This is a genomic window from Kosakonia sp. H02, from assembly GCA_030704225.1.
Classification (GTDB): Bacteria; Pseudomonadota; Gammaproteobacteria; order Enterobacterales; family Enterobacteriaceae; genus Kosakonia.
Window position 1 is genome coordinate 660,329 of the sequence record CP131915.1, and the last position, 19,356, is coordinate 679,684.

17 protein-coding genes, 2 tRNA genes and 1 pseudogene are annotated in these 19,356 nt (G+C 52.8%); 10 read left to right on the plus strand and 10 right to left on the minus strand.

The window, feature by feature from the left end:
* Positions 1-78 precede the first annotated feature (78 nt).
* Positions 79-561 (plus strand): transcriptional repressor, encoded by a 483-nt coding sequence (locus Q5705_03215; GenBank protein ID WLI77585.1) that lies wholly within the window; start codon positions 79-81, stop codon positions 559-561.
* 212 nt (positions 562-773) lie between these two features.
* Here the strand turns inward: Q5705_03215 and Q5705_03220 are convergent, their stop codons facing one another.
* From Q5705_03220 to Q5705_03240, 5 genes are all read right to left on the minus strand, one after another.
* A complete protein-coding gene (locus Q5705_03220; protein ID WLI77586.1) occupies positions 774-1,793 on the minus strand; it encodes an iron ABC transporter permease in 1,020 nt (339 codons plus the stop codon).
* A complete protein-coding gene (locus Q5705_03225; protein WLI77587.1) occupies positions 1,793-2,749 on the minus strand; it encodes an ABC transporter substrate-binding protein in 957 nt (318 codons plus the stop codon). The genes Q5705_03220 and Q5705_03225 overlap by 1 nt, the downstream gene beginning before the upstream one ends.
* A 21-nt stretch (positions 2,750-2,770) precedes the next feature.
* Positions 2,771-3,598, minus strand: coding sequence for an ABC transporter ATP-binding protein (locus Q5705_03230; GenBank protein ID WLI77588.1), 828 nt, complete (start codon positions 3,596-3,598; stop codon positions 2,771-2,773).
* A gap of 182 nt (positions 3,599-3,780) precedes the next feature.
* Entirely contained in the window at positions 3,781-4,818 is a 1,038-nt protein-coding gene (locus Q5705_03235; protein ID WLI77589.1) for a WD40 repeat domain-containing protein, read from the minus strand.
* Positions 4,806-6,155, minus strand: a complete 1,350-nt coding sequence (locus Q5705_03240) for a GTP-binding protein (protein ID WLI77590.1) — start codon at positions 6,153-6,155, stop codon at positions 4,806-4,808. Before Q5705_03240 ends, Q5705_03235 begins: the two co-directional genes overlap by 13 nt.
* A 327-nt stretch (positions 6,156-6,482) precedes the next feature.
* Between Q5705_03240 and Q5705_03245 the strand changes: the two genes are divergently transcribed.
* From Q5705_03245 to Q5705_03275, 7 genes and pseudogenes are all read left to right on the plus strand, one after another.
* Positions 6,483-6,671: a YjfB family protein gene (locus tag Q5705_03245; protein ID WLI77591.1), complete on the plus strand. Its 189-nt coding sequence runs from the start codon at positions 6,483-6,485 to the stop codon at positions 6,669-6,671.
* Positions 6,672-6,774: 103 nt separating this feature from the next.
* Positions 6,775-7,478, plus strand: a pseudogene (locus tag Q5705_03250) (TetR/AcrR family transcriptional regulator).
* The gene (locus Q5705_03255) at positions 7,475-8,452 is read left to right on the plus strand and encodes an MDR family oxidoreductase (GenBank protein ID WLI77592.1); all 978 of its coding nucleotides are present in this window, start codon (positions 7,475-7,477) and stop codon (positions 8,450-8,452) included. Before Q5705_03250 ends, Q5705_03255 begins: the two are co-directional and overlap by 4 nt.
* A gap of 132 nt (positions 8,453-8,584) precedes the next feature.
* Entirely contained in the window at positions 8,585-10,039 is a 1,455-nt protein-coding gene (locus tag Q5705_03260) for an AMP nucleosidase (GenBank protein ID WLI77593.1), read from the plus strand.
* 143 nt (positions 10,040-10,182) lie between these two features.
* The gene (gene tssI, locus Q5705_03265; protein WLI77594.1) at positions 10,183-12,444 is read left to right on the plus strand and encodes a type VI secretion system tip protein TssI/VgrG; all 2,262 of its coding nucleotides are present in this window, start codon (positions 10,183-10,185) and stop codon (positions 12,442-12,444) included.
* A gap of 7 nt (positions 12,445-12,451) precedes the next feature.
* Positions 12,452-12,871: a hypothetical protein gene (locus Q5705_03270; GenBank protein WLI77595.1), complete on the plus strand. Its 420-nt coding sequence runs from the start codon at positions 12,452-12,454 to the stop codon at positions 12,869-12,871.
* Between the two features lie 51 nt (positions 12,872-12,922).
* A complete protein-coding gene (locus tag Q5705_03275; GenBank protein WLI77596.1) occupies positions 12,923-13,288 on the plus strand; it encodes a hypothetical protein in 366 nt (121 codons plus the stop codon).
* Positions 13,289-13,349: 61 nt separating this feature from the next.
* On the opposite strand, the gene Q5705_03280 is transcribed toward Q5705_03275, so the two are convergent.
* Positions 13,350-13,425 (minus strand) — tRNA-Asn (locus tag Q5705_03280).
* An 80-nt stretch (positions 13,426-13,505) separates the two neighbouring features.
* Complete coding sequence (locus tag Q5705_03285; GenBank protein WLI78955.1) at positions 13,506-14,921, minus strand: EmmdR/YeeO family multidrug/toxin efflux MATE transporter; 1,416 nt, start codon at positions 14,919-14,921, stop codon at positions 13,506-13,508.
* A gap of 224 nt (positions 14,922-15,145) precedes the next feature.
* Here Q5705_03285 and Q5705_03290 point away from each other — a divergent pair.
* Positions 15,146-15,221, plus strand: a tRNA-Asn gene (locus Q5705_03290).
* Positions 15,222-15,666: 445 nt separating this feature from the next.
* Here Q5705_03290 and Q5705_03295 read toward each other — a convergent pair.
* Entirely contained in the window at positions 15,667-16,056 is a 390-nt protein-coding gene (locus Q5705_03295) for a RidA family protein (GenBank protein WLI77597.1), read from the minus strand.
* A gap of 141 nt (positions 16,057-16,197) precedes the next feature.
* Between Q5705_03295 and Q5705_03300 the strand changes: the two genes are divergently transcribed.
* On the plus strand, positions 16,198-17,118 hold the full coding sequence (locus Q5705_03300) for a LysR family transcriptional regulator (protein WLI77598.1): 921 nt from the start codon (positions 16,198-16,200) through the stop codon (positions 17,116-17,118).
* A gap of 103 nt (positions 17,119-17,221) precedes the next feature.
* On the opposite strand, the gene Q5705_03305 is transcribed toward Q5705_03300, so the two are convergent.
* A complete protein-coding gene (locus Q5705_03305) occupies positions 17,222-18,247 on the minus strand; it encodes an LLM class flavin-dependent oxidoreductase (protein WLI77599.1) in 1,026 nt (341 codons plus the stop codon).
* Between the two features lie 99 nt (positions 18,248-18,346).
* A complete protein-coding gene (ldtA, locus tag Q5705_03310; GenBank protein ID WLI77600.1) occupies positions 18,347-19,327 on the minus strand; it encodes a L,D-transpeptidase in 981 nt (326 codons plus the stop codon).
* Positions 19,328-19,356 lie beyond the last annotated feature (29 nt).

Sequence of the window (19,356 nt, forward strand, 5' to 3'; positions counted from 1 at the left end):
ACTTACATGGCACTATCAAAACATCAGTAGATTTCCATCGTTTCAGGACAAGAAAAGATAAAAATTACAGGAGGCCCGGTGAGTAATAGCCCATATTCTCTAAGTACAAGGGACACTGCATTATCGTCTACGGATTGTTCCGGGCTGCGAGAGTTGATTGAGAGTAAGAAAATACGAATCACACCGCTCCGGGAGAGAGTTTATAATTTCGTCAGTCATGCTAAAGAAAAAGGTATTAGCGCATACCAGATCCTGGAATTAATGAAGAAATATAATCCGAATGCAAAACCGGCTACGGTTTATCGTTCTCTGGATTATTTGCAACAGGCAGGGATTATCGTAAAAATAGAGTGCTGTAGCAAATTTATCAAAAAAAATAATTTATCCTCTGATGTTGTGACTCTTTTTTTGATTTGCTCAAATTGTGGAACAATAATTCAACATATTGACCACCTCATTCATACTTACATTGAGAAAAAAGCAATAGACTATGGTTGTGCTGTACAAAAAAAAGATATTGAAGTTAAAGTGATTTGCCCTGATTGTCGAGGAAAGGGTTAAATCACCAATACGAATAATTATTTAAATCGAGCCAGGCAATAAATAAATTTTAAAATATCTAAAAGTCATCACACTATTACCTCACACCATAATAAATATAACCATCAACAAGGAGTGTCGGGTGGTTTCATAATTGGCGTCAACAACCTCAACCTTCACAATGAATAAAAGACGTCAGTGCCTGTTTTTATATTTCACTGCTTTAAATGATCTTAACAGGCCGTATTTCTGGACGAATTACGTGCGAGTAACATAATAATAAACAACCCTCCAATGCCCGCCGTGATAATGCCAATTGGTAGTTCTTGCGGTGCCAGTATCGTCCGGCTGACTATATCACCGCCACACAATAATATTGCACCCCAGACACCACACAAAGGTAACAACAACAGATGCTTAACTCCTGCAAAATGCCGACACAGATGAGGCACCATTAAGCCAACAAATCCAATCACGCCGGTTAATGCCACCATCAACGATGTTGCCAGTGCGCAACAAAGAAAAATCTCGATGCGCAGACGACTCACGTTAATCCCCAGCGACAACGCTGTCTGTTCTCCTGCCAGCACACCATCCAGAGAGCGCCACCGCAACAGGACAAAGGCAAACAGCAACACCAGGCTGAACACTGCGAAAGGCAAATTATTCCAGGTGGCTAATCCCAGACCACCCAGTGACCAGAACAGCACGGAGCTGGCGGCTCGCTGATCGCCTGAAAAAATGAAATAACTGGTCAGCGCCCCGAACAAAAAAGAGATGGCAAGACCGCAGAGAATTAGATGCTCGGCTCCGCGTTGCTTTTTAAAATGAAACAACAGCATTACTGCTATGGCGGAACACACACCACCAACAAACGCCGATACGGGGAGCGTTAATACACCGAGTCGATCACCAAAACGGGTGATCACCAGCACCGCTCCCGCTGACGCGCCGGAGGATAGTCCGAACAAAAAAGGATCGGCCAGATCGTTACGGGTGGTAGTTTGTAACAACGCCCCCACCATTGCCAGTCCCGCCCCTGTCAGCACAGAGAGCAACATCCTCGGTACGCGTAAATCCGTCACAATTCTGCTGACCATGGCAGATACCGGCTCATCCACCAGCTTCAGTGCTCCCAGCACCTGCATTAGCGACAGTGAGACTGTCCCTCTGGTAATACTGAATAACATCAACCCAATCAGCACTACCATCGCTCCCCACATCGCCCAGAGATAACGGTACGACATGAGCATCACTTCGCCACTGTCGGGTACATTGCCCGCGCGAGTTTTTCCACTGCATGAACATTGGCTGGCCCCGGTGTCAGTTCAGCATATTGTAATTTCAGGTATCGATGATGCTGAACAGCCGGAGTCAGTTTCATTAGCGGATGATTCTCAAGAAAATGACGCAGTGCATCCGCACCGCTGCCCGTCTGGTAATCCAACAAAATAATGAAGTCCGGCTCAGTAGCGGCCACGCTTTCCCAGGAAGTCGTTCCCCAACTGGTATCCAGCGTCTCCATTACATTTTTACCGCCAGCCGCCTCAATGATTGCCGTAGGCATCGCATATTTACCACTGGTAAACGGTTTATCCTCGCCTGAGTCGTAGACGAACACCTTTAAAGGACGAGTGCCTGCCGCTGGCTTCGGCAGTTCGTTCAACCTCTTTTTCCAGCCGCTGACCAGGGTCTGTGCTTCATTGCGTTTGCCAAAAATCTTACCCAGCGTGAGGACATCGTTATACAGCAGATCCATCGTGGCTTTATTTTTGTGCGCAGTGGTGAACACACAGCTTTCACTCAGAACGAAAGTCTTGATTCCATATTTGCTTAACGTATCCGGCGTCACTTCGCCGCCTACTTTCATTCCATAGTTCCAGCCAGCGAAAAAGAAATCAGGTTCGGCTGCCAGCAATGTTTCCAGAGTGGGATATTTGGGTGCCAGTTCTGGGATCGAGCCCATCGCCTTTTTAAATTCCGGCGTCATTTTGTACCAGCCACTAATACCGGTCAGCCCAACAATACGATCCTGCAAATGCAGTGCAAACGCCATTTCTGACATATTAAGGTCGTTGATCACAGCCCTTTTCGGCGGACCGGCGAATGTTACAGGAGTCCCACAACTTTCAATAGTGACAGGAAAATCAGCAGCACTGGCTACTGAAGCGGACAGTATCGCCAGCAGGGATATAAACAATTTTTTCATCACTGACTCTCAGAAAGTAATTTATGCACAATGCGGCACTTCAAAAATACGCAACGCCTTTCCTGTATGGGGATGCGGTACGGTAAAACTGGTCAAGCCAAAGACGGGATAAAGGTATTCTGATACCAATACCCTCTCCGGTGTGTCACAGATCACTGATTGCCCCTGCGACAAGAGGAGAACACGGTCAGCAAATGATTCTGTCAGTGTCAGATCGTGCAATACCGCCACGACGGTAATTCCCTTGTTTTTTACAAGGGAAAGTAGTTCCTCGCGCCCGGGAGGATCGAGATGATTGGTGGGTTCATCGAGTAATACCAGGTCGGGCGTCTGTGCCAGTACCCGTGCCAGCGCTGCCCGTTGTCTTTCGCCGCCGGAAAGCGATAAAAGTGACCGCCTGCGTAGCCGTTGTAATCCGGTTTCTTTAATGGCATTTGCTACAATCGTGTCATGTACATTACGCGGTACATCCCCGGCATGAGGGATACGCCCCAGCGCTACATAATCCTCAAGGGATAATCTCGTATCAGGTGTATCATTCTGGGCCAGAACAGCAACCAGCCTGGCCCGCTGTTGACGGGATAAAGCAGACATAGAGCGGCCCCGCAGAAGAATGTCACCGTTTAGATGGGTCAGTTCCTGACTAATTGCTCTCACGAGGGAAGTTTTACCACTGCCGTTAGGCCCGATAATGGCCAGACATTCTCCTGCTTTGACCGCAAAATGGACGTCTGAAAGCAACGTCCCGCCGCCCGGCCGCGACAGAGAATGGATATTAACGCTGAGAATACTTTCCAGCGTATCAAAATCATCTTTTTCTATCAGATTACTTACGGTATTGCGCTTCACGGTGTTCCTTCTTGATTTCTGTACTGGCAATGAGGACGTCACCGACATCCTGTTCGCTCAAATCGTTCACGATGACGCACATCGAAGCTGCGGCTGGGGTGTCTGCATTAACAAATTTTTAACCGCGTTGTTTTACCTGGACTAAGAAAACCATTCAGCGGTTCTCTCTTTATTTGCTTCTCTCAGTCGTGACCGGTCAGCCGCAACAATTTGACTGTTCCATCCGCATAACCTGCGGTCAGATATTCCCCCTCCGGATGCCAGCGCAGCGCGCTAACTGCTTCGTCATCAACCAGAATCGCCAGTTCCTGCCGTGTTCCAGCATCATAAAGGAACAGGATGCCGTCCTCCGCACCGCTGGCAAGCCATTGACTGACGGGACTGAACGATAGCGCCGTAATTGTTCCCAGATGTACCGGCAGGTAATCAGGCTCAGTGCCTTCCGGCCCCTCGCCACTGCAATCCCAGATCAGCATTTCCTCCCCAGCACCAGTAGCAAACAACTGCCCATCATGGCTCCAACAGAGATGACGCACCTTTGAGTTATAACCACTCATCTGGCACGATTTTTCTACAGATTTCGCCCAAAGCAGCACGATACCTTCCTGGCTGCCTGCTGCTATCCACGCACCATCCGGACTGGCGGCCAGACTGAGTAATGATCCTTTCCAGGAATAATTTCGTATTGGCTCTGCTTTGCCAGGTTGCCAGTGGCTGACCTGACCGTAACTCGACGTCACAATACTGCCGTCAGCCATCCATTCCAGCCCTGTCAGCGTGCTGTCCACAGGTTCAAAAGCCTGCTTAAGTAACCCCCGGTCATCCCACAGTTTGAGTTGCTTACCGGCAATGCTGGCGAGCATACCACCAGATGACCAGGCCAGTTTTTCCACCCAGCCCCGCCCCGCTTTCCAGCATGCGGAGGGTTCGCCGGTTACCGGCTCCCATATCACAATAGAATCATCCTGGCCCCCGCTGGCGAGTTTCTGCCCGTCCGGCGACCAGGCCAGCGCCGTCGTGCCTAATTCATGTGCTGAATGCCGCCATAGCACACGACCGTCATCCCCCGAGTAAAGCGCAACCTCGCCATCTGCACTAGCGCAAGCCAGTAATCGCCCAGACGGCGACCAGGCTAACAGGTTGATATAGTCATTAGCATTCGTCGCCCACAATGGAACCAGCTGCTGTCGAAATTCAGTACTACCTGTCACGCCAGACATGCCTGTACTCCCCGGATCAACATCTGACGATCCAGATTGCGACCAATAAAGACGATCTCACTGCGTCTTGGTTCTCCGACTTTCCATTCACGATCAACATTGACATCCATCAGCATATGAACCCCCTGAAAAACCACCCGCTGGTCTTTTCCTGCCAGGTTCAGGATGCCCTTGGAGCGGAAGATATCCTGTCCCCGCGATGACAATAGCAATCGTAACCAGTTGTTCAATTTATATTCCGATAACGCACCTTCCACGGTAATACCTACGGACGTCACTTCCTCGTCATGGCTGTGTGCTGCGCTGAAGGCGCGGGATATGACAGGTTTTTGCGCCACATTATTGCAGTACAGCGCCAGCTCAAACTCTTCGGGCAGATGCTCGGTTACCAGTGCATAGTTTCCCTCTTCGGGGATCGCTATTCTCAGCGTCTGTGCTCCGGTTTCAGGGACCAGAAGCGATACAACACGAGGTGAAGGAACCAGTTCAACATCCACTTCCCCCCGCAAACTGTCACGGGAAAATGCGTTATCAGCCTGCGCGATAAGCTGCATAAAGGTGTGTTCGTTGCTTTCAGGTACGGCAGTAAACAGAACATCGATGGACGGATCAGGCCCGGTGGTGTAATGCAGTTCGGTTACGCCCGCCGATAAATGCCAAATGCCTGCCCACTCAAACGGATATTCAGGTTCCAGAAACTGTGGACGTTCCTGCAAGACGCGCTGTAAATCAAACCCACCGACATCCAGCACCGTAGGGATATCAACTTCTGCATTCACGGTGCGTTGGATACGCGCCAGGGCGTTCATGCTGCGCAGGCGAACCTCCAGTTCGTCCAGTTCAGCGGGCGAGACAAGATCGGCCTTATTCACCAGGAGAACATCGGCAAATGCGATTTGTTCGCAAAGTTCACTGCTGTCGTCCAGATGCAAACCGGCATGTTTGGCATCCACCACTGTGATGATACCGTCAAGACGAAGTGCAGAACTAACTTCATCATCAACGAAGAAAGTCTGTGAAACCGGCCCGGGATTGGCCATCCCGGTGGTTTCGATCAGAATACGGTCAAACTTATCGCGTCGGCGCATCAGACGACTCAGGATACGAATCAAATCGCCCCGCACTGTGCAGCAGATGCAGCCATTATTCATCTCAAAGACTTCTTCATCTGTATTGATAACCAATGCATCATCTATACCGATTTCACCGAATTCGTTCTCAATAACCGCCACCCGCAGGCCGTGCTGCTGGCTGAGTATATTGTTCAGTAGTGTGGTTTTGCCTGATCCCAGAAACCCGGTCAGAACGGTAACGGGAATACGATTATCTGTATTCATGCTAAGCCTTCTTTTCATTCCGCTCATGGTTGATATGTTATAACATAACAATAAGTGGTTAAGCTAATCTGTATTTTGATTCGGGGAAAATCATGGCAACAAATCCTCCCGAAATTGGCATTGAATCATTACCAGTAAAGAGAATCAGTGTAGCAGCCGTCACAAAACCGTAAGGTCGATAACTAACGTAACGGTTTGAATGGACAGTTATTTTAGCGCGGCCGGCGCTGTCGCGCCTAAAGTTTCACCGCCTCTTGCCGATACCCTGGTGTAGCTTTATGTAAAGCTGCAATGAATATATTTGTTCCACAACAAAGGATGATCGACATGGACCCGGTACAGATCGCATCATTAGCCAGCAGCCTTGATTCTTATCAGCTCGATAACCAGGTGAACACCCTGGTGCTGAAAAAGGCGCTGGATACGCAACAATCCATTGCGACCGATCTGATTAATCAGATCCCGCAGTTGCCTTCCAACCCGGCCATCGGTCGTAATATCAACACGACTGCCTGATTGGGTTTGCCCGCTCTGCGCGGGCATTTTTTCTTCCCCCTTGCTTGCATCCCCTGCCAAATCGGCGTAGTGTTTGGCGAATTAAAACCAATCGGTCTAAATTATGAATGGCGCAAGCGCAATGCAACCCAGGCTCCGCCGTGGGCGGCCACCAAAAGTAGAACGTGACTTTACCGACACCCGCCAGGCGCTGATTCGCTCAGGCCTCGAAGTGCTCACCGAAACCGGTTATCTGTCGGCGGGCATTGATGCGGTGATTAAAAATATCGCCGTGCCAAAAGGCTCGTTCTATCACTGCTTTAAGAGCAAAGAAGAGTTCGGCATGGCCGTGCTCGCTGCCTACGGCGCTTTCTTCGCCCATAAACTGGACACGTTTCTTCTCAATACTGAACACGCGCCGCTGCAACGGCTGGACGCCTTTGTGCAACACGCGGGTCAGGGAATGGCGAAATACGCTTTCCGTCGCGGTTGCCTGGTCGGAAACCTGTTACAGGAAACCCCACTTTTGCCGGAAGCCTTTCCTGAACGGCTCAAGGCAATCCTCGCAGACTGGGAAATGCGCGTTGCCCGCTGCCTGAGCGAGGCAAAAGCCTGCGGCGACCTGGCGCAGACAGCGCAACCCGACGCGCTGGCGAGCGTGTTCTGGTCCGGCTGGGAAGGCGCTGTGATGCGCGCGAAACTGTTTCGCAGCACAGAGCCACTGAACCAGTACTGGGCGTTCTTTCGCCACACATTAGATAAATAACACCTGCAAAGCTGGCATCACGCCGAAATCCACCTCATCCGACGAGGAAAACGCAGTTATGAAAGCATTAGTTCTGGAACAGAAAGAGAAACAAACCCTGGCAGAAGTGAAAGATATCACCCTGTCCGCACCTGGCGAAGGCGATGTCCGGGTCGATATCGACTGGTCCAGCCTTAACTACAAAGACGCGCTGGCCATCACCGGCAAGGGCAAAATCATTCGCCAGTTCCCGATGGTGCCAGGCATCGACTTTGCCGGTCGCGTCAGTGAAAGCCGCGATCCGCGCTTTAGTGCAGGCCAGGCGGTGATCCTCACCGGCTGGGGCGTGGGCGAAAACCACTGGGGCGGCCTTGCGGCGCAGGCCTGTGTAAAAGGCGACTGGCTGGTGCCGTTGCCGGAAAATTTAAGCGCGCGCAATGCGATGATTATCGGCACCGCCGGGTTCACCGCCATGCTCTGCGTGATGGCGTTACAGGACGCTGACATTAAGCCGCAGGACGGCACCGTGCTGGTAACAGGCGCAAGCGGCGGCGTGGGGAGCACGGCGGTGGTGCTGCTAAAAGCGCTGGGCTACACCGTTGCCGCCGTCACCGGGCGCGAATCCACCCATGATTTTCTGCGTCAACTCGGTGCGGATGAGATTGTGCCGCGCAGCGATTTCGCCGACACGCGACCGCTGGAAAAACAGCTCTGGGCGGGCGCTATCGATACGGTGGGAAGCCACGTGCTGGCGAAGGTGCTGGCGCAGACGAACTACGGCGGCTGCGTGGCGGCCTGCGGTCTGGCGGGCGGCTTCGATCTGCCAACCACCGTGATGCCATTTATCCTGCGCAATGTGCGCTTGCAGGGCGTGGATTCGGTAATGGTGCCGACGGCGCAGCGTAGCGCGGTGTGGGTAAACCTGGCGCGGATCCTGCCGGAAAGCTACTACCAGCAGGCCGCGACAGAAATCTCTCTTGAGCAGGCTCCGGCCACGGCAGCCGATTTCCTCAATAATAAGATTCAGGGACGCACGCTGGTGAAAATCCACGCTTAACCCTGCCTTCCGGCGTGCACAGGCGCGCCGGTGCTGCTCCCCGTTTCTTCTGAATCTACCGCCCGCAACTTTCGTTTCACAAATGCGTGACATATTATCGGGTACAGCCGTAAAGCAGATAAGGAGATAAAGATGAATAACAAGGGTGTAAATCTGACCCCGGAAGAGGCGCTGGATCAGCTGGAGGCGCTGTATGACCGTTCCGTCGATGCCCTTCGCCAGGCGATCGGCAATTACATTGAGAACGGTCAACTTCCCGACGCCGACGCCCGCGCAAAAGGGTTGTTCGTCTATCCCCAGTTATCAGTCAGTTGGAACGGCAGTGCGGGCAACCCCTCGAAAACCCGCGCCTATGCCCGTTTTACTCATTCGGGCCGCTACTCCACCACCGTCACTCGCCCGTCGCTGTTTCGCCCCTATTTACTCGAACAGTTGACCTTGCTGTGTCAGGATTACGGCGCACAAATCGACGTGGAATTATCCGCCCACGAAATTCCCTACCCGTACGTGATTGACGGGTCAGAACTGACGCTGGATCGCTCAATGAGCGTGGGTTTAACACGCTTTTTCCCGACCACCGAGCTGGCGCAAATTGGTGATGAGACGGCCGATGGCCTGTTCCACCCCACTGAGCTTTATCCGCTGTCGCACTTCGATGCACGCCGTGTGGACTTCTCGCTGGCGCGGCTGCGCCACTACACCGGGACGCCGGTCGAGCATTTTCAGCCGTTTGTGCTGTTCACCAACTACACCCGCTATGTCGATGAGTTTGTCCGCTGGGGATGCAGCCAGATCCTCGACCCGGACAGCCCGTACATCGCGCTCTCCTGCGCCGGGGGTCACTGGATAACCGCCGATACGCAAGCACCTGAGCAGGCCATTTCCGATCTGGCGTGGAAAAAACATCAAATGCCGGCCTGGCATTTAGTCACCGCCGACGGCCAGGGCATTACGCTGATTAATATCGGCGTTGGCCCGTCGAATGCGAAAACCATCTGCGATCATCTGGCGGTATTGCGCCCGGATGTCTGGCTGATGATTGGTCACTGCGGCGGCCTGCGTGAAAGCCAGCAGATTGGCGATTACGTGCTGGCGCATGCTTATTTACGTGACGATCACGTGCTGGATGCGGTGTTGCCACCGGATATTCCCATTCCGAGCATCGCCGAAGTACAACGTGCGCTGTATGACGCCACCAAAGAGGTGAGCGATATGCCCGGCGAAGAAGTCAAACAGCGCCTGCGCACCGGCACAGTGGTCACCACTGACGATCGTAACTGGGAGCTGCGCTATTCCGCCTCCTCTCTGCGCTTCAACCTGAGCCGCGCCGTGGCGATTGATATGGAAAGCGCCACCATTGCCGCGCAGGGTTACCGCTTCCGCGTGCCCTACGGCACATTACTTTGCGTTTCCGATAAACCGCTGCACGGTGAAATTAAACTTCCCGGCCAGGCCAACCGTTTTTATGAAGGGGCGATTTCCGAGCACCTGCAAATCGGTATTCGCGCTATCGACCTGCTGCGCGCCGAGGGCGATCGCCTGCACTCACGCAAACTGCGCACCTTCAACGAACCGCCTTTCCGTTAACCTCACATCCTGTGCCGCTGCGTTCCCCGGCGGCACGTACCTACCAGAATTTGTAGTCAGAACTTTCTTAAAAGCCCCTCACTTCGGCGAACACAGCAAAGCCAGGATGGTAAAGTAACGCCAAAAAACAGGGATCTTGAACGATGCAGACACGAATATCGGTAAACCTTCCTGAAGGTCAAGGGCTTCGCTTCTGGAAACTGACAGGCCGCGAGGCGGTGTCAGAACCCTTTATCTGGACATTAACCTTGCTGGGCGAAGACGCGCGCATCAACCGCAGCAATCTGCTGGGCAAATCCGTTACCGTTACCCTTCCAACGCAAAATAGCCTCTCTTCACGGTATTTAAACGGCAAAGTGACCCGCGTGGCGGTCAGCCCGGTGGAGCTTTCCGGAACGCGTTATGCCGCCTATACCCTCACCGTTGAACCCGATCTGTGGCCGATGAAACTCGATCGCAATATGCGCATTTTCCAGAGCAAAACCGTGCCGGAAATTGTCAAAGAGGTGCTGAATGAGCACCAGGTTCACGTTGATGACAAGCTGACAGAGAACTTTCGTGTCTGGGATTACAGCGTTCAGTACCAGGAGAGCAGCTTCGACTTTATTAGCCGCTTAATGGAACAGGAAGGCATCGCGTATCACTTTCGCCACAGCGCGGACAGCCACACGCTGGTGCTGACAGATTCCGGTTCGCAATATCAGCCCTTTGAAGGCTATGAGGTTATCCCCTATCACCAGACCGCAACGGGCGGCACGACTAATGAGGAAGGCATCAGCCAGTGGTCGATGGAAAACCGCGTCACGCCGGGTTTATACAGCCTGGATGATTACGATTTCCGCAAGCCGAATGCGTGGTTATTTCAGGCGAGACAGAACGCCGCCGCTCCGCAACCGGGCACAGTGGATGTATACGACTGGCCTGGACGCTACGTGGAACACAGCCAGGGCGAAAGCTATGCCCGTATCCACCAGGAGCGCTGGCAGGTTGAGCATCAGCAGACCTACGGCACAGCAACGGCCACCGGCATTGCGCCAGGACATACGTTCCAGTTGATCAATGCCCCGTTCGCCGATGATAACGGCACCTATCTCGTCACTGATACGAATTACTTTTTTGAAGAGAACCAATATTCGACATCCGACAGCGGCAGCAGCGAACATCACACCGATTTTACGGTGGTTCCGACATCGATTGCTTATCGACCGGCACGGAAAACCGCCTGGCCGCGCACTTACGGCCCGCAGACTGCCCGCGTGGTCGGCCCTGCGGGTGAAAGTATCTGGACCGATCGTTACGGCCGCGTAAAAGTGAAGTTCCACTGGGATCGCCAGGCGAAAGGCGACGATACCAGTTCGTGCTGGATCCGCGTCTCCAGCGCCTGGGCCGGCCAGGGGTTTGGCGGCGTGCAAATTCCGCGCGTCGGCGATGAGGTGGTGGTTGATTTTATTAACGGTGATCCTGACCGCCCGATTATTACTGGCCGCGTATATAACGAATCAAGTATGCCGCCATGGGAACTGCCCGCCGCCGCAACGGTGATGGGCTTTATGACACGCAGTAAAGATGGTCATAAAGACAACTCCAGCTACCTGTTCTTTGAAGATAACCCCGGCAGCGAACTGGTCGATCTGCATTCCGAAAAAGACATGAATATTTCGGTGGAGAACGATAAAAACGTCAATATTGACGGGACGCGCACCACGACCATTAAGCGTGAGCAGAAAGATGAAGTCGTCGGCGATGCGACGTTCTACTACCACGAAAAGCGCACCACCACCGTAGATAATACAGAAACCAAAACCTTCAATAATGGCGAGCACACCACCATTAAGAAAGGTCGCACGCTGGATATTGATAACGGTGATACGGTGACGGTGAAAGAGCGCCGTGATACGACGATTGATGGCACGGAATCTCACCACGTTACGAAGAAGATCACCGAGCACTACGATGAAGGCCAGCAAACCGTTATCGCCAGTAAAGGCCGGAACGAAACCATTGATGGCGGTGTGGTGATTAATGTTAACAGCGGCAACTGGGAGCAGAATGTTAATGGTGGAACGATAACGTTTTTCAGCCCTCACGACATTAATATCACCAGTGAAACGGCAGTGAATATCAATGCCCCAAAAGCGTTATTCCAGCCCAAAGTGCATTCACTCACCATTACGGCATTTAACGAAAGCTTTACCGGTCACAACCTTTCCGCATCGGTTGTGTCGAATACCCTTGCGGGTATGTCTAACTCGGTTAACTTAGCATCCGCATCGTTTAAATTGAAAGATTGGTCGAAAACGGTATTTAAGGCCAAAACCAGTAATATCACGGTAAACCTGGAGATGGTGAAAATAACCAATTCGGTAACAAACATTACTAATAATTCATTATTTATCATTACGTGAGGGTAGTATGTCCGCCAAAGGTTTCTTCGCCAGTCTGTCAACGCTCGAATTAGCGAGCATGATCTTCTCGATCGCGGTGACAGTTGCATTTGTGATCTGGATTTTTTTTGGTTTTAGGGGCAACTCTACCAGTATTCGCGCTGCTCAGGTTTTCCTCAAACGCGATCGCTGGCCGGGGGAGCTCCACAAATCCCAGATTGAGTCCTGGCAGCAGACGAATACCATGTACGGCAATGATTATTTCTTCGACATTTTTTTCTATCTGGACAATACGCTGCTTTCTGCAAAAGCGCTGGTTGCGCCAGGCCAGATGCATCTGCTGAGAAAAGGACTGCCCATTGTGGTGAAAAAAGGGGAGAAAAATCGGATTGCCATTATGCAAATTGGGGCCCCGCAAAATGAGACCCCGGCTTACCACAACATGTAATCAAATACCTTGCTGGAAGTAAGCTCTGGCAAGGCTAGTTTAAGAGCAAATATGGACATTATTCCCACTATCTCTATGTGGTTTGCGATTATTGTCGGCACGATCGTCATGTCCGTGATGTTTATCGGCATACGTAATTCAGTGATTTCTTCACGGGAAAATGAAGTAATAAAGCGCACCGGTACAGAAACCACGGCGCTTATTACCCATGCAGAGCAGGTTAATCACACTGAAGGTGGATTGATAGTGAAGTTGACGCTGGAATTTGTGGCTGACGGTGAAAAAATTAACGCACAGAAAGAGATCATTGTACGCGTTATCAATATTGACGAGTTCAAAGCAGGAAGAGAAATCACAATTCGTTACCGGGAAGAGCGGCCCACAGCGTTTATCGTTATGGGAAACGCAACTAACTGAGCAGTTTCCGATGATGTACCCAAAAGCAAAAAGCCTGCTCGTAAGCAGGCTTTTCTAAATCTGGCTCCTCTGACTGGACTCGAACCAGTGACATACGGATTAACAGTCCGCCGTTCTACCGACTGAACTACAGAGGAATCGTGTGAACGGGGCGAATATTAGCGGTGCCCCTGGTGCTTGTCAAAGCCTGATTTCACATTTCAGCGCGTTTGCCGAATTATTCTCCACCCTGTGCAGAAATGGCGCTTTTTTTCGGCTTTGGATACTTCCACAGCCAGCGGCCACTGACCATTCGCCAGTAAAAAAACGCGCCGCGCACGGCCCAGTCAAGGAACATCCCGAGCCAGACACCGACCACGCCCATCCCCAGCACAATACCCAGCGTATAGCCAGCAACCACACGACAGCCCCACATGCCCAGCATCGAAACCCACATAGCAAAGCGGGCATCGCGCGCCCCTTTTAACCCGGCAGGCAGCACCCAGGAGGCCGCCCAGATGGGCATAAACGCCGCGTTTAGCCATAAAAGTACTTTGACCACCTCTTTTACATCCTCTTCCCGGGTGTAAAACGCAGCAAACAGCCCGGCAAATGGCGCAGTGCCCCAGGCAATCACCGTCAGTAAAAGGGTGGAAAGCCAGAACACATGGCGCAACTGGCGTTCGGCCTGGGCAATCTGCCCTTTGCCAAGGCGCTTGCCGGTGATAATGGTCGACGCCGAGCCCAGCGCGTTACCAGGCAGGTTAATCAGCGCCGCCACGGAAAAGGCAATAAAGTTACCGGCGATAACATTGGTCCCCATCCCGGCGACGAACATTTGCGTCAACAGTTTACCGCCGTTAAACAATACCGACTCAATACTGGCGGGAATACCAATCCCCATTACTTCCCAGATGATGCCGAAATTAAGTTTCTCAACATAACTTTTTAACGGGATCTTTAACGCCGGGTTGAAGCCAATCATCAGCACCCAGACAATCGCCACCGCGCCGATATAACGCGAAATCGTCAGCCCAAGCCCGGCACCGGCAAACCCCATGCCCTTCCAGCCGAAAAGGCCATAAATCAGCACGCTGCTGATAATGATGTTGAGAATGTTCATCCCGCCGTTAATCAATAGCGGGATTTTAGTATTCCCTGCCCCGCGCAGCGCGCCGCTGCCAATCAGCGCAATCGCCGCCGCCGGGTAGCTCAGTACCGTCAGTTCGAGGTAAATAAGCGCCAGGTCTTTCACCTCTTGCGTAGCCGCTCCGGCAATAAAGTTGATAATTTCGGTGCCGAAGTAGTGGATAACCGCCGCTAAAACAACGGAGAACAGCGTCATGATCACCAGCGACTGCCGCGTCGCCGCCCTCGCCCGCTCGCCATCCAGTTTGCCAAGACTAAAGGCAACGACGACCGTCGTACCCAGATCGATCGCGGCAAAAAAAGACATCACCACCATATTGAAGCTGTCTGCCAGGCCGACGCCCGCCATCGCTTCTTTACCAAGCCAGCTCACCAGGAAAGTGCTGAGCACGCCCATCATCAGAACGCAGGTGTTTTCCAGAAAGATAGGTACAGCAAGGGGGGTGATTTCTCGCCAGAACAGAACTCGGTAGCTTTTACGCTTTCTATACCAGGGCGTGCGCATGACAGCCTGGCGAAGGGGGGTGACGACGTTCAAAATGGTCCTTAGCCGCAAAAGATGAAATTACATTTCAAATGATGGGGGAGAAATCCTAATCCTGCAAAGCAATTCCACTGAAATCGTTGTGAATACATGCAAATTGCTGATGGAATCGGCAGTTGACTCGCCTTACCAGAAATGAGGTTTGACAAAAGATTTTTCGCCGCTAAGATAAGCCTCCACACGATTCCTCTGTAGTTCAGTCGGTAGAACGGCGGACTGTTAATCCGTATGTCACTGGTTCGAGTCCAGTCAGAGGAGCCAGATTTAGAAAAGCCTGCTTACGAGCAGGCTTTTTGCTTTTGCGCAGCGGGTGATCGCGCAGTGTTTATACCCCTTTATTAACCCCTGTCTGATATTGATTCAACAGTTTAAAGTCTCCGTTACCACGGTCTGTATCTGCTGGTCAAACGCGCCCTATGGCTTCATAACGATGCGGCCAAGCGGTTTCGCTGTCTCGGCGAATTAGTGGGCCACGGCAATGACCGTCGCGCCTGCTTGTGAGGCAAGCTGAACGGCCGCGAGACCCACGCCGCCCGCTGCCGCTTGAATAAGGACGGTTTCTCCGTGCCGGAGCATGCCTCGTGTGAAAAGACAATGAGATGCGCGGTTCCAAAAGAAATCGGTAACACCGCCGCTTCTGCCGCATCCACCCCATCGGGTATAAGCCAGGTTCGTTCCGCGGGCACAGCCCAACGTTCCGCAACGCTCAGGGCAGCCTGGCAATCACCTTAATCTCAAACTGGAATCCGTAAAGCCACGTCACGCCGACCCCGGTCAAAGAGGGGTAAGGCGCTTCCCCCCAATATTCTGGCAGGACACTCCAGATAGCGTCGAGGTTCGACTCGGGATCGACAACGAAAAGGGTAATGTCAACCACGTCATCGAACGTGCAGCCCGCAGCCGCGAGAACAGCATTAAGGTTATCAAATGCCAGCCTGACCTGCGCTTTTAGATCCGGTTCAGGCGAACCATCCTCGCGGCTACCAACCTGCCCTGAAACAAACAAGAAGCCGTTAGATTTGATGGCGGGTGAATACCGGTTGCGCTCATAGAGCACCTGCCGCCCGACGGGAAAAACTGCTTCGCGTGTTGTCATGTTTGTACCTTTGCAATGGGGCGAAATCTGCCCAATGAATATAAAAGCACTTTACAGGTGCTGGATCGGGTGGATAAACAAGCGACTTTGTCCATCATTGTTTGTAAAATCCAAACAATCTGTGAAAAGAGAGGATAAGGAATGGATCGTTTCGATGCGATGCGCGCCTTTGCTCGTGTGGTGGAGGCAGGTAGCTTCACAAAAGCTGCCCAAACACTTCATATGAGCAAAACCACGGTGACACAACTTATTCAGCAGTTGGAAGCGCGCCTGCGCGTCAAGTTGCTCCATCGCACCACCCGCAAGCTCGGTGTCACTCCCGATGGAGCGGTCTACTACGAGCGCGTCATCCGCCTCCTGGCGGACATGGATGATGCTGAAAATAGCCTGTCCAGTGCGGCGATTACGCCCAGGGGACGGCTACGGGTGGATGTGCCCAGTCCGCTGGCCCGCCTCGTCCTGGTGCCGGCGCTACCGGCTTTCCACGCGCGCTACCCTGATATCCAGTTCGACATGGGCGTGAGTGACCGGGCGGTGGATCTGATCGGCGACAATGTGGATTGCGTCCTGCGCGGTGGCGAAATCAACGACCAGTCCCTGATCGCGCGCCATGTCGGCGATTTGCAAATCGGTGTTTACGTCGCACCGAGTTATGTGGAACGCCTTGGTGCCCCTGCGCATCCGCGAGAGCTGGAAAACACCGACCATCGCATAGTGGGATTCTTGTCCTCACGCACCGGTAAGATTGATCCTCTGGTACTGCACGGTGAGAGTGAACATATTGAAATCAAGAGCAGCTATGTGCTTGCAGTGGATGATGGCAATGCTTACCTCGAAGCTGGGTTAGCTGGCTTAGGCGTGATTGCGCTGCCAACCTATATGGCGGCAGCACATCAGGCTTGTGGCGCCTTGATTCCGTTATTTGAACAATGGCGTATTAATCCAATGCCCCTGTACCTGGCATTTCCGCCGAACCGCCATGTCAACGCCAGACTGCGCGTTTTTATTGACTGGATCATTGAATTGATGCAGCAGCATGTCCCCAATTCCAACAATAAGTAACTCCATCCCAGCCCCCTGATTCGCTCCTCAGCGTCGATTAGCGATCATTGTGCTGGTCGTGACAAAAAAGGAAATTCAGGTTTAGTTTGATTATCAGCCAGTGTTAATCACGCCAGCCCATCGCCGGGGCAACATGTTTCAAAATGGCTTCGATCACGTGCGTGTTGTACTCCACGCCAAGCTGGTTCGGCACGGTCAGCAATAACGTATCCGCTTCGGCAATCGCCTCATCTTTTTTAAGTTGCTCAACCAGCTTGTCCGGCTCGGCGGCGTAGCTGCGGCCAAAGATGGCGCGGGTTTTCTCATCCAGAAAGCCCACTTTGTCTTCTTCATCACGCGTACCGCCGAAATACGCCCGGTCCCTGTCGTTGATCAGGGCAAAAATACTGCGGCTGACCGACACGCGCGGTGTGCGCGTATGCCCGGCTTCTACCCAGGCTTCGCGGTAGGCGCGGATCTGCTTCGCCTGCTGAATATGAAACGGCTCGCCCGTTTCATCATCTTTCAGCGTGGAGCTTTGCAAATTCATCCCCAGTTTCGCCGCCCAGACCGCCGTGGCATTCGAACCAGCGCCCCACCAGATACGCTCGCGTAAACCTTCAGAATGCGGCTCCAAGCGCAACATGCCCGGCGGGTTCGGGAACATGGGTTGCGGGTTTGGTTTCGCGAACCCTTCACCACGCAGCACATCCAGCAGCACTTCAGTGTGACGACGCGCCATATCAGACTCGGTTTCGCCCTCGGCTGGCTGATAGCCGAAATAGCGCCAGCCATCAATCACCTGCTCCGGTGAACCACGGCTGATACCCAGTTGCAAACGCCCGCCGGAAATCAAATCTGCCGCGCTGGCGCTTTCCGCCATATACAGCGGGTTTTCATAACGCATATCGATAACGCCGGTGCCAATCTCGATGTTGCGGGTTTTCGCGCCAATGGCGGCCAGCAACGGGAACGGAGAAGCAAGCTGACGGGCAAAATGGTGCACCCTGAAATAAGCACCGTTAGCGCCCAGTTCTTCAGCGGCCACAGCCAGATCGATGGATTGCAGCAGCGCATCAGCGGCAGAGCGGGTGCCAGATTGCGGTGAAGGCGTCCAGTGGCCAAAGGATAAAAAACCAATCTTTTTCATGACGTAACCGTCCTTCGTTCAGTGAAATTTTGTATGCCTCTTACTTTACGCTTTACGTCAGGAGAAGAAATAACATTGATTTAACAATATGGTTCAAATTTATTGAGTAAGCCACAGGCCCTCGTTTTGCGACATCTGCCCCGTTGCGGCCGTTTCACTTTCCGCCGACGCACTGATATTCACCGGCATCCCGGAGCGGCGTTCCAGCGCCATCGTCGTCCGGCTGGCATCAATCCCCTCGCCTTTCATTAAGGCGCTCAATACCGGTGTGGCCGGCAGCGGGACTTTGTTGCTGGACTCAAACTCGGCGCGGTTGCGCGACAGCGGTTCGTGGACTTCCACCCAACTGCTGCCATCCGGTTCGGTGGTCACTTTTACAGGCTGATCGATAAGCTGCACGCGCGTCCCGACCGGGACATTATCAAACAGATATTTAATATCCTCAGCGCGCAAACGGATACAGCCCTGGCTGACGCGCAGCCCGATGCCGAAATTCGCATTTGTTCCGTGAATGGCATACAGCCTGCCAATATAAATCGCGTACAGCCCCATCGGGTTATCCGGCCCGGCCGGGACAAACGCGGGTAACGTTTTGCCCTCTTTGGCATATGCTTTGCGCGTATTCGGCGTCGGTGTCCAGGTCGGCCCTTCCTGCTTACGCTCTACGGCGGTAACCCAGTTGCGCGGCGTTTCACGTCCGGCCTGGCCGATGCCAATTGGCATGATTTCGACCGTATTACCCTCTTTCGGATAGTAGTAGAGACGCATTTCCGCCACGTTAACCACAATCCCTTCGCGCACCGTTGCCGGCAGAATGACCTGCTGCGGGATCACTAATTGCGAGCCTGCTTTTGGCAAAAAGGGATCGGCGTCCGGGTTCGCTTCCAGCATATTGCTCAAGCCCTGGCCATATTGCGCGGCGAAAGCCTCAAGCGGAAACGTATTGTCGTGCGGAACGGTGATGGTTTGCGGGCTACCCACCAGGCGGCTACCTTCTGGCGGCAATGGGTAACTCACCGCCCGCGCTGGCTGGGCAGAGAACAGAAGAACACAACAGCAAAGCAGTATGACTCGACGCATAATATCCTTCCCTCGGGCGCTGCGGATCT

Bases quoted from the DNA above. Each gene is read 5' to 3' on its own strand.
- Q5705_03220 (WLI77586.1), bottom strand. From the start codon at position 1,793: ATGCTCATGTCGTACCGTTATCTCTGGGCGATGTGGGGAGCGATGGTA.
- Q5705_03225 (WLI77587.1), bottom strand. From the start codon at position 2,749: ATGAAAAAATTGTTTATATCCCTGCTGGCGATACTGTCCGCTTCAGTA.
- Q5705_03235 (WLI77589.1), bottom strand. From the start codon at position 4,818: ATGTCTGGCGTGACAGGTAGTACTGAATTTCGACAGCAGCTGGTTCCA.
- Q5705_03240 (WLI77590.1), bottom strand. From the start codon at position 6,155: ATGAATACAGATAATCGTATTCCCGTTACCGTTCTGACCGGGTTTCTG.
- Q5705_03245 (WLI77591.1), top strand. From the start codon at position 6,483: ATGGACCCGGTACAGATCGCATCATTAGCCAGCAGCCTTGATTCTTAT.
- Q5705_03255 (WLI77592.1), top strand. From the start codon at position 7,475: ATGAAAGCATTAGTTCTGGAACAGAAAGAGAAACAAACCCTGGCAGAA.
- Q5705_03260 (WLI77593.1), top strand. From the start codon at position 8,585: ATGAATAACAAGGGTGTAAATCTGACCCCGGAAGAGGCGCTGGATCAG.
- tssI (WLI77594.1), top strand. From the start codon at position 10,183: ATGCAGACACGAATATCGGTAAACCTTCCTGAAGGTCAAGGGCTTCGC.
- Q5705_03270 (WLI77595.1), top strand. From the start codon at position 12,452: ATGTCCGCCAAAGGTTTCTTCGCCAGTCTGTCAACGCTCGAATTAGCG.
- Q5705_03275 (WLI77596.1), top strand. From the start codon at position 12,923: ATGGACATTATTCCCACTATCTCTATGTGGTTTGCGATTATTGTCGGC.
- Q5705_03285 (WLI78955.1), bottom strand. From the start codon at position 14,921: ATGCGCACGCCCTGGTATAGAAAGCGTAAAAGCTACCGAGTTCTGTTC.
- Q5705_03295 (WLI77597.1), bottom strand. From the start codon at position 16,056: ATGACAACACGCGAAGCAGTTTTTCCCGTCGGGCGGCAGGTGCTCTAT.
- Q5705_03300 (WLI77598.1), top strand. From the start codon at position 16,198: ATGGATCGTTTCGATGCGATGCGCGCCTTTGCTCGTGTGGTGGAGGCA.
- Q5705_03305 (WLI77599.1), bottom strand. From the start codon at position 18,247: ATGAAAAAGATTGGTTTTTTATCCTTTGGCCACTGGACGCCTTCACCG.
- ldtA (WLI77600.1), bottom strand. From the start codon at position 19,327: ATGCGTCGAGTCATACTGCTTTGCTGTTGTGTTCTTCTGTTCTCTGCC.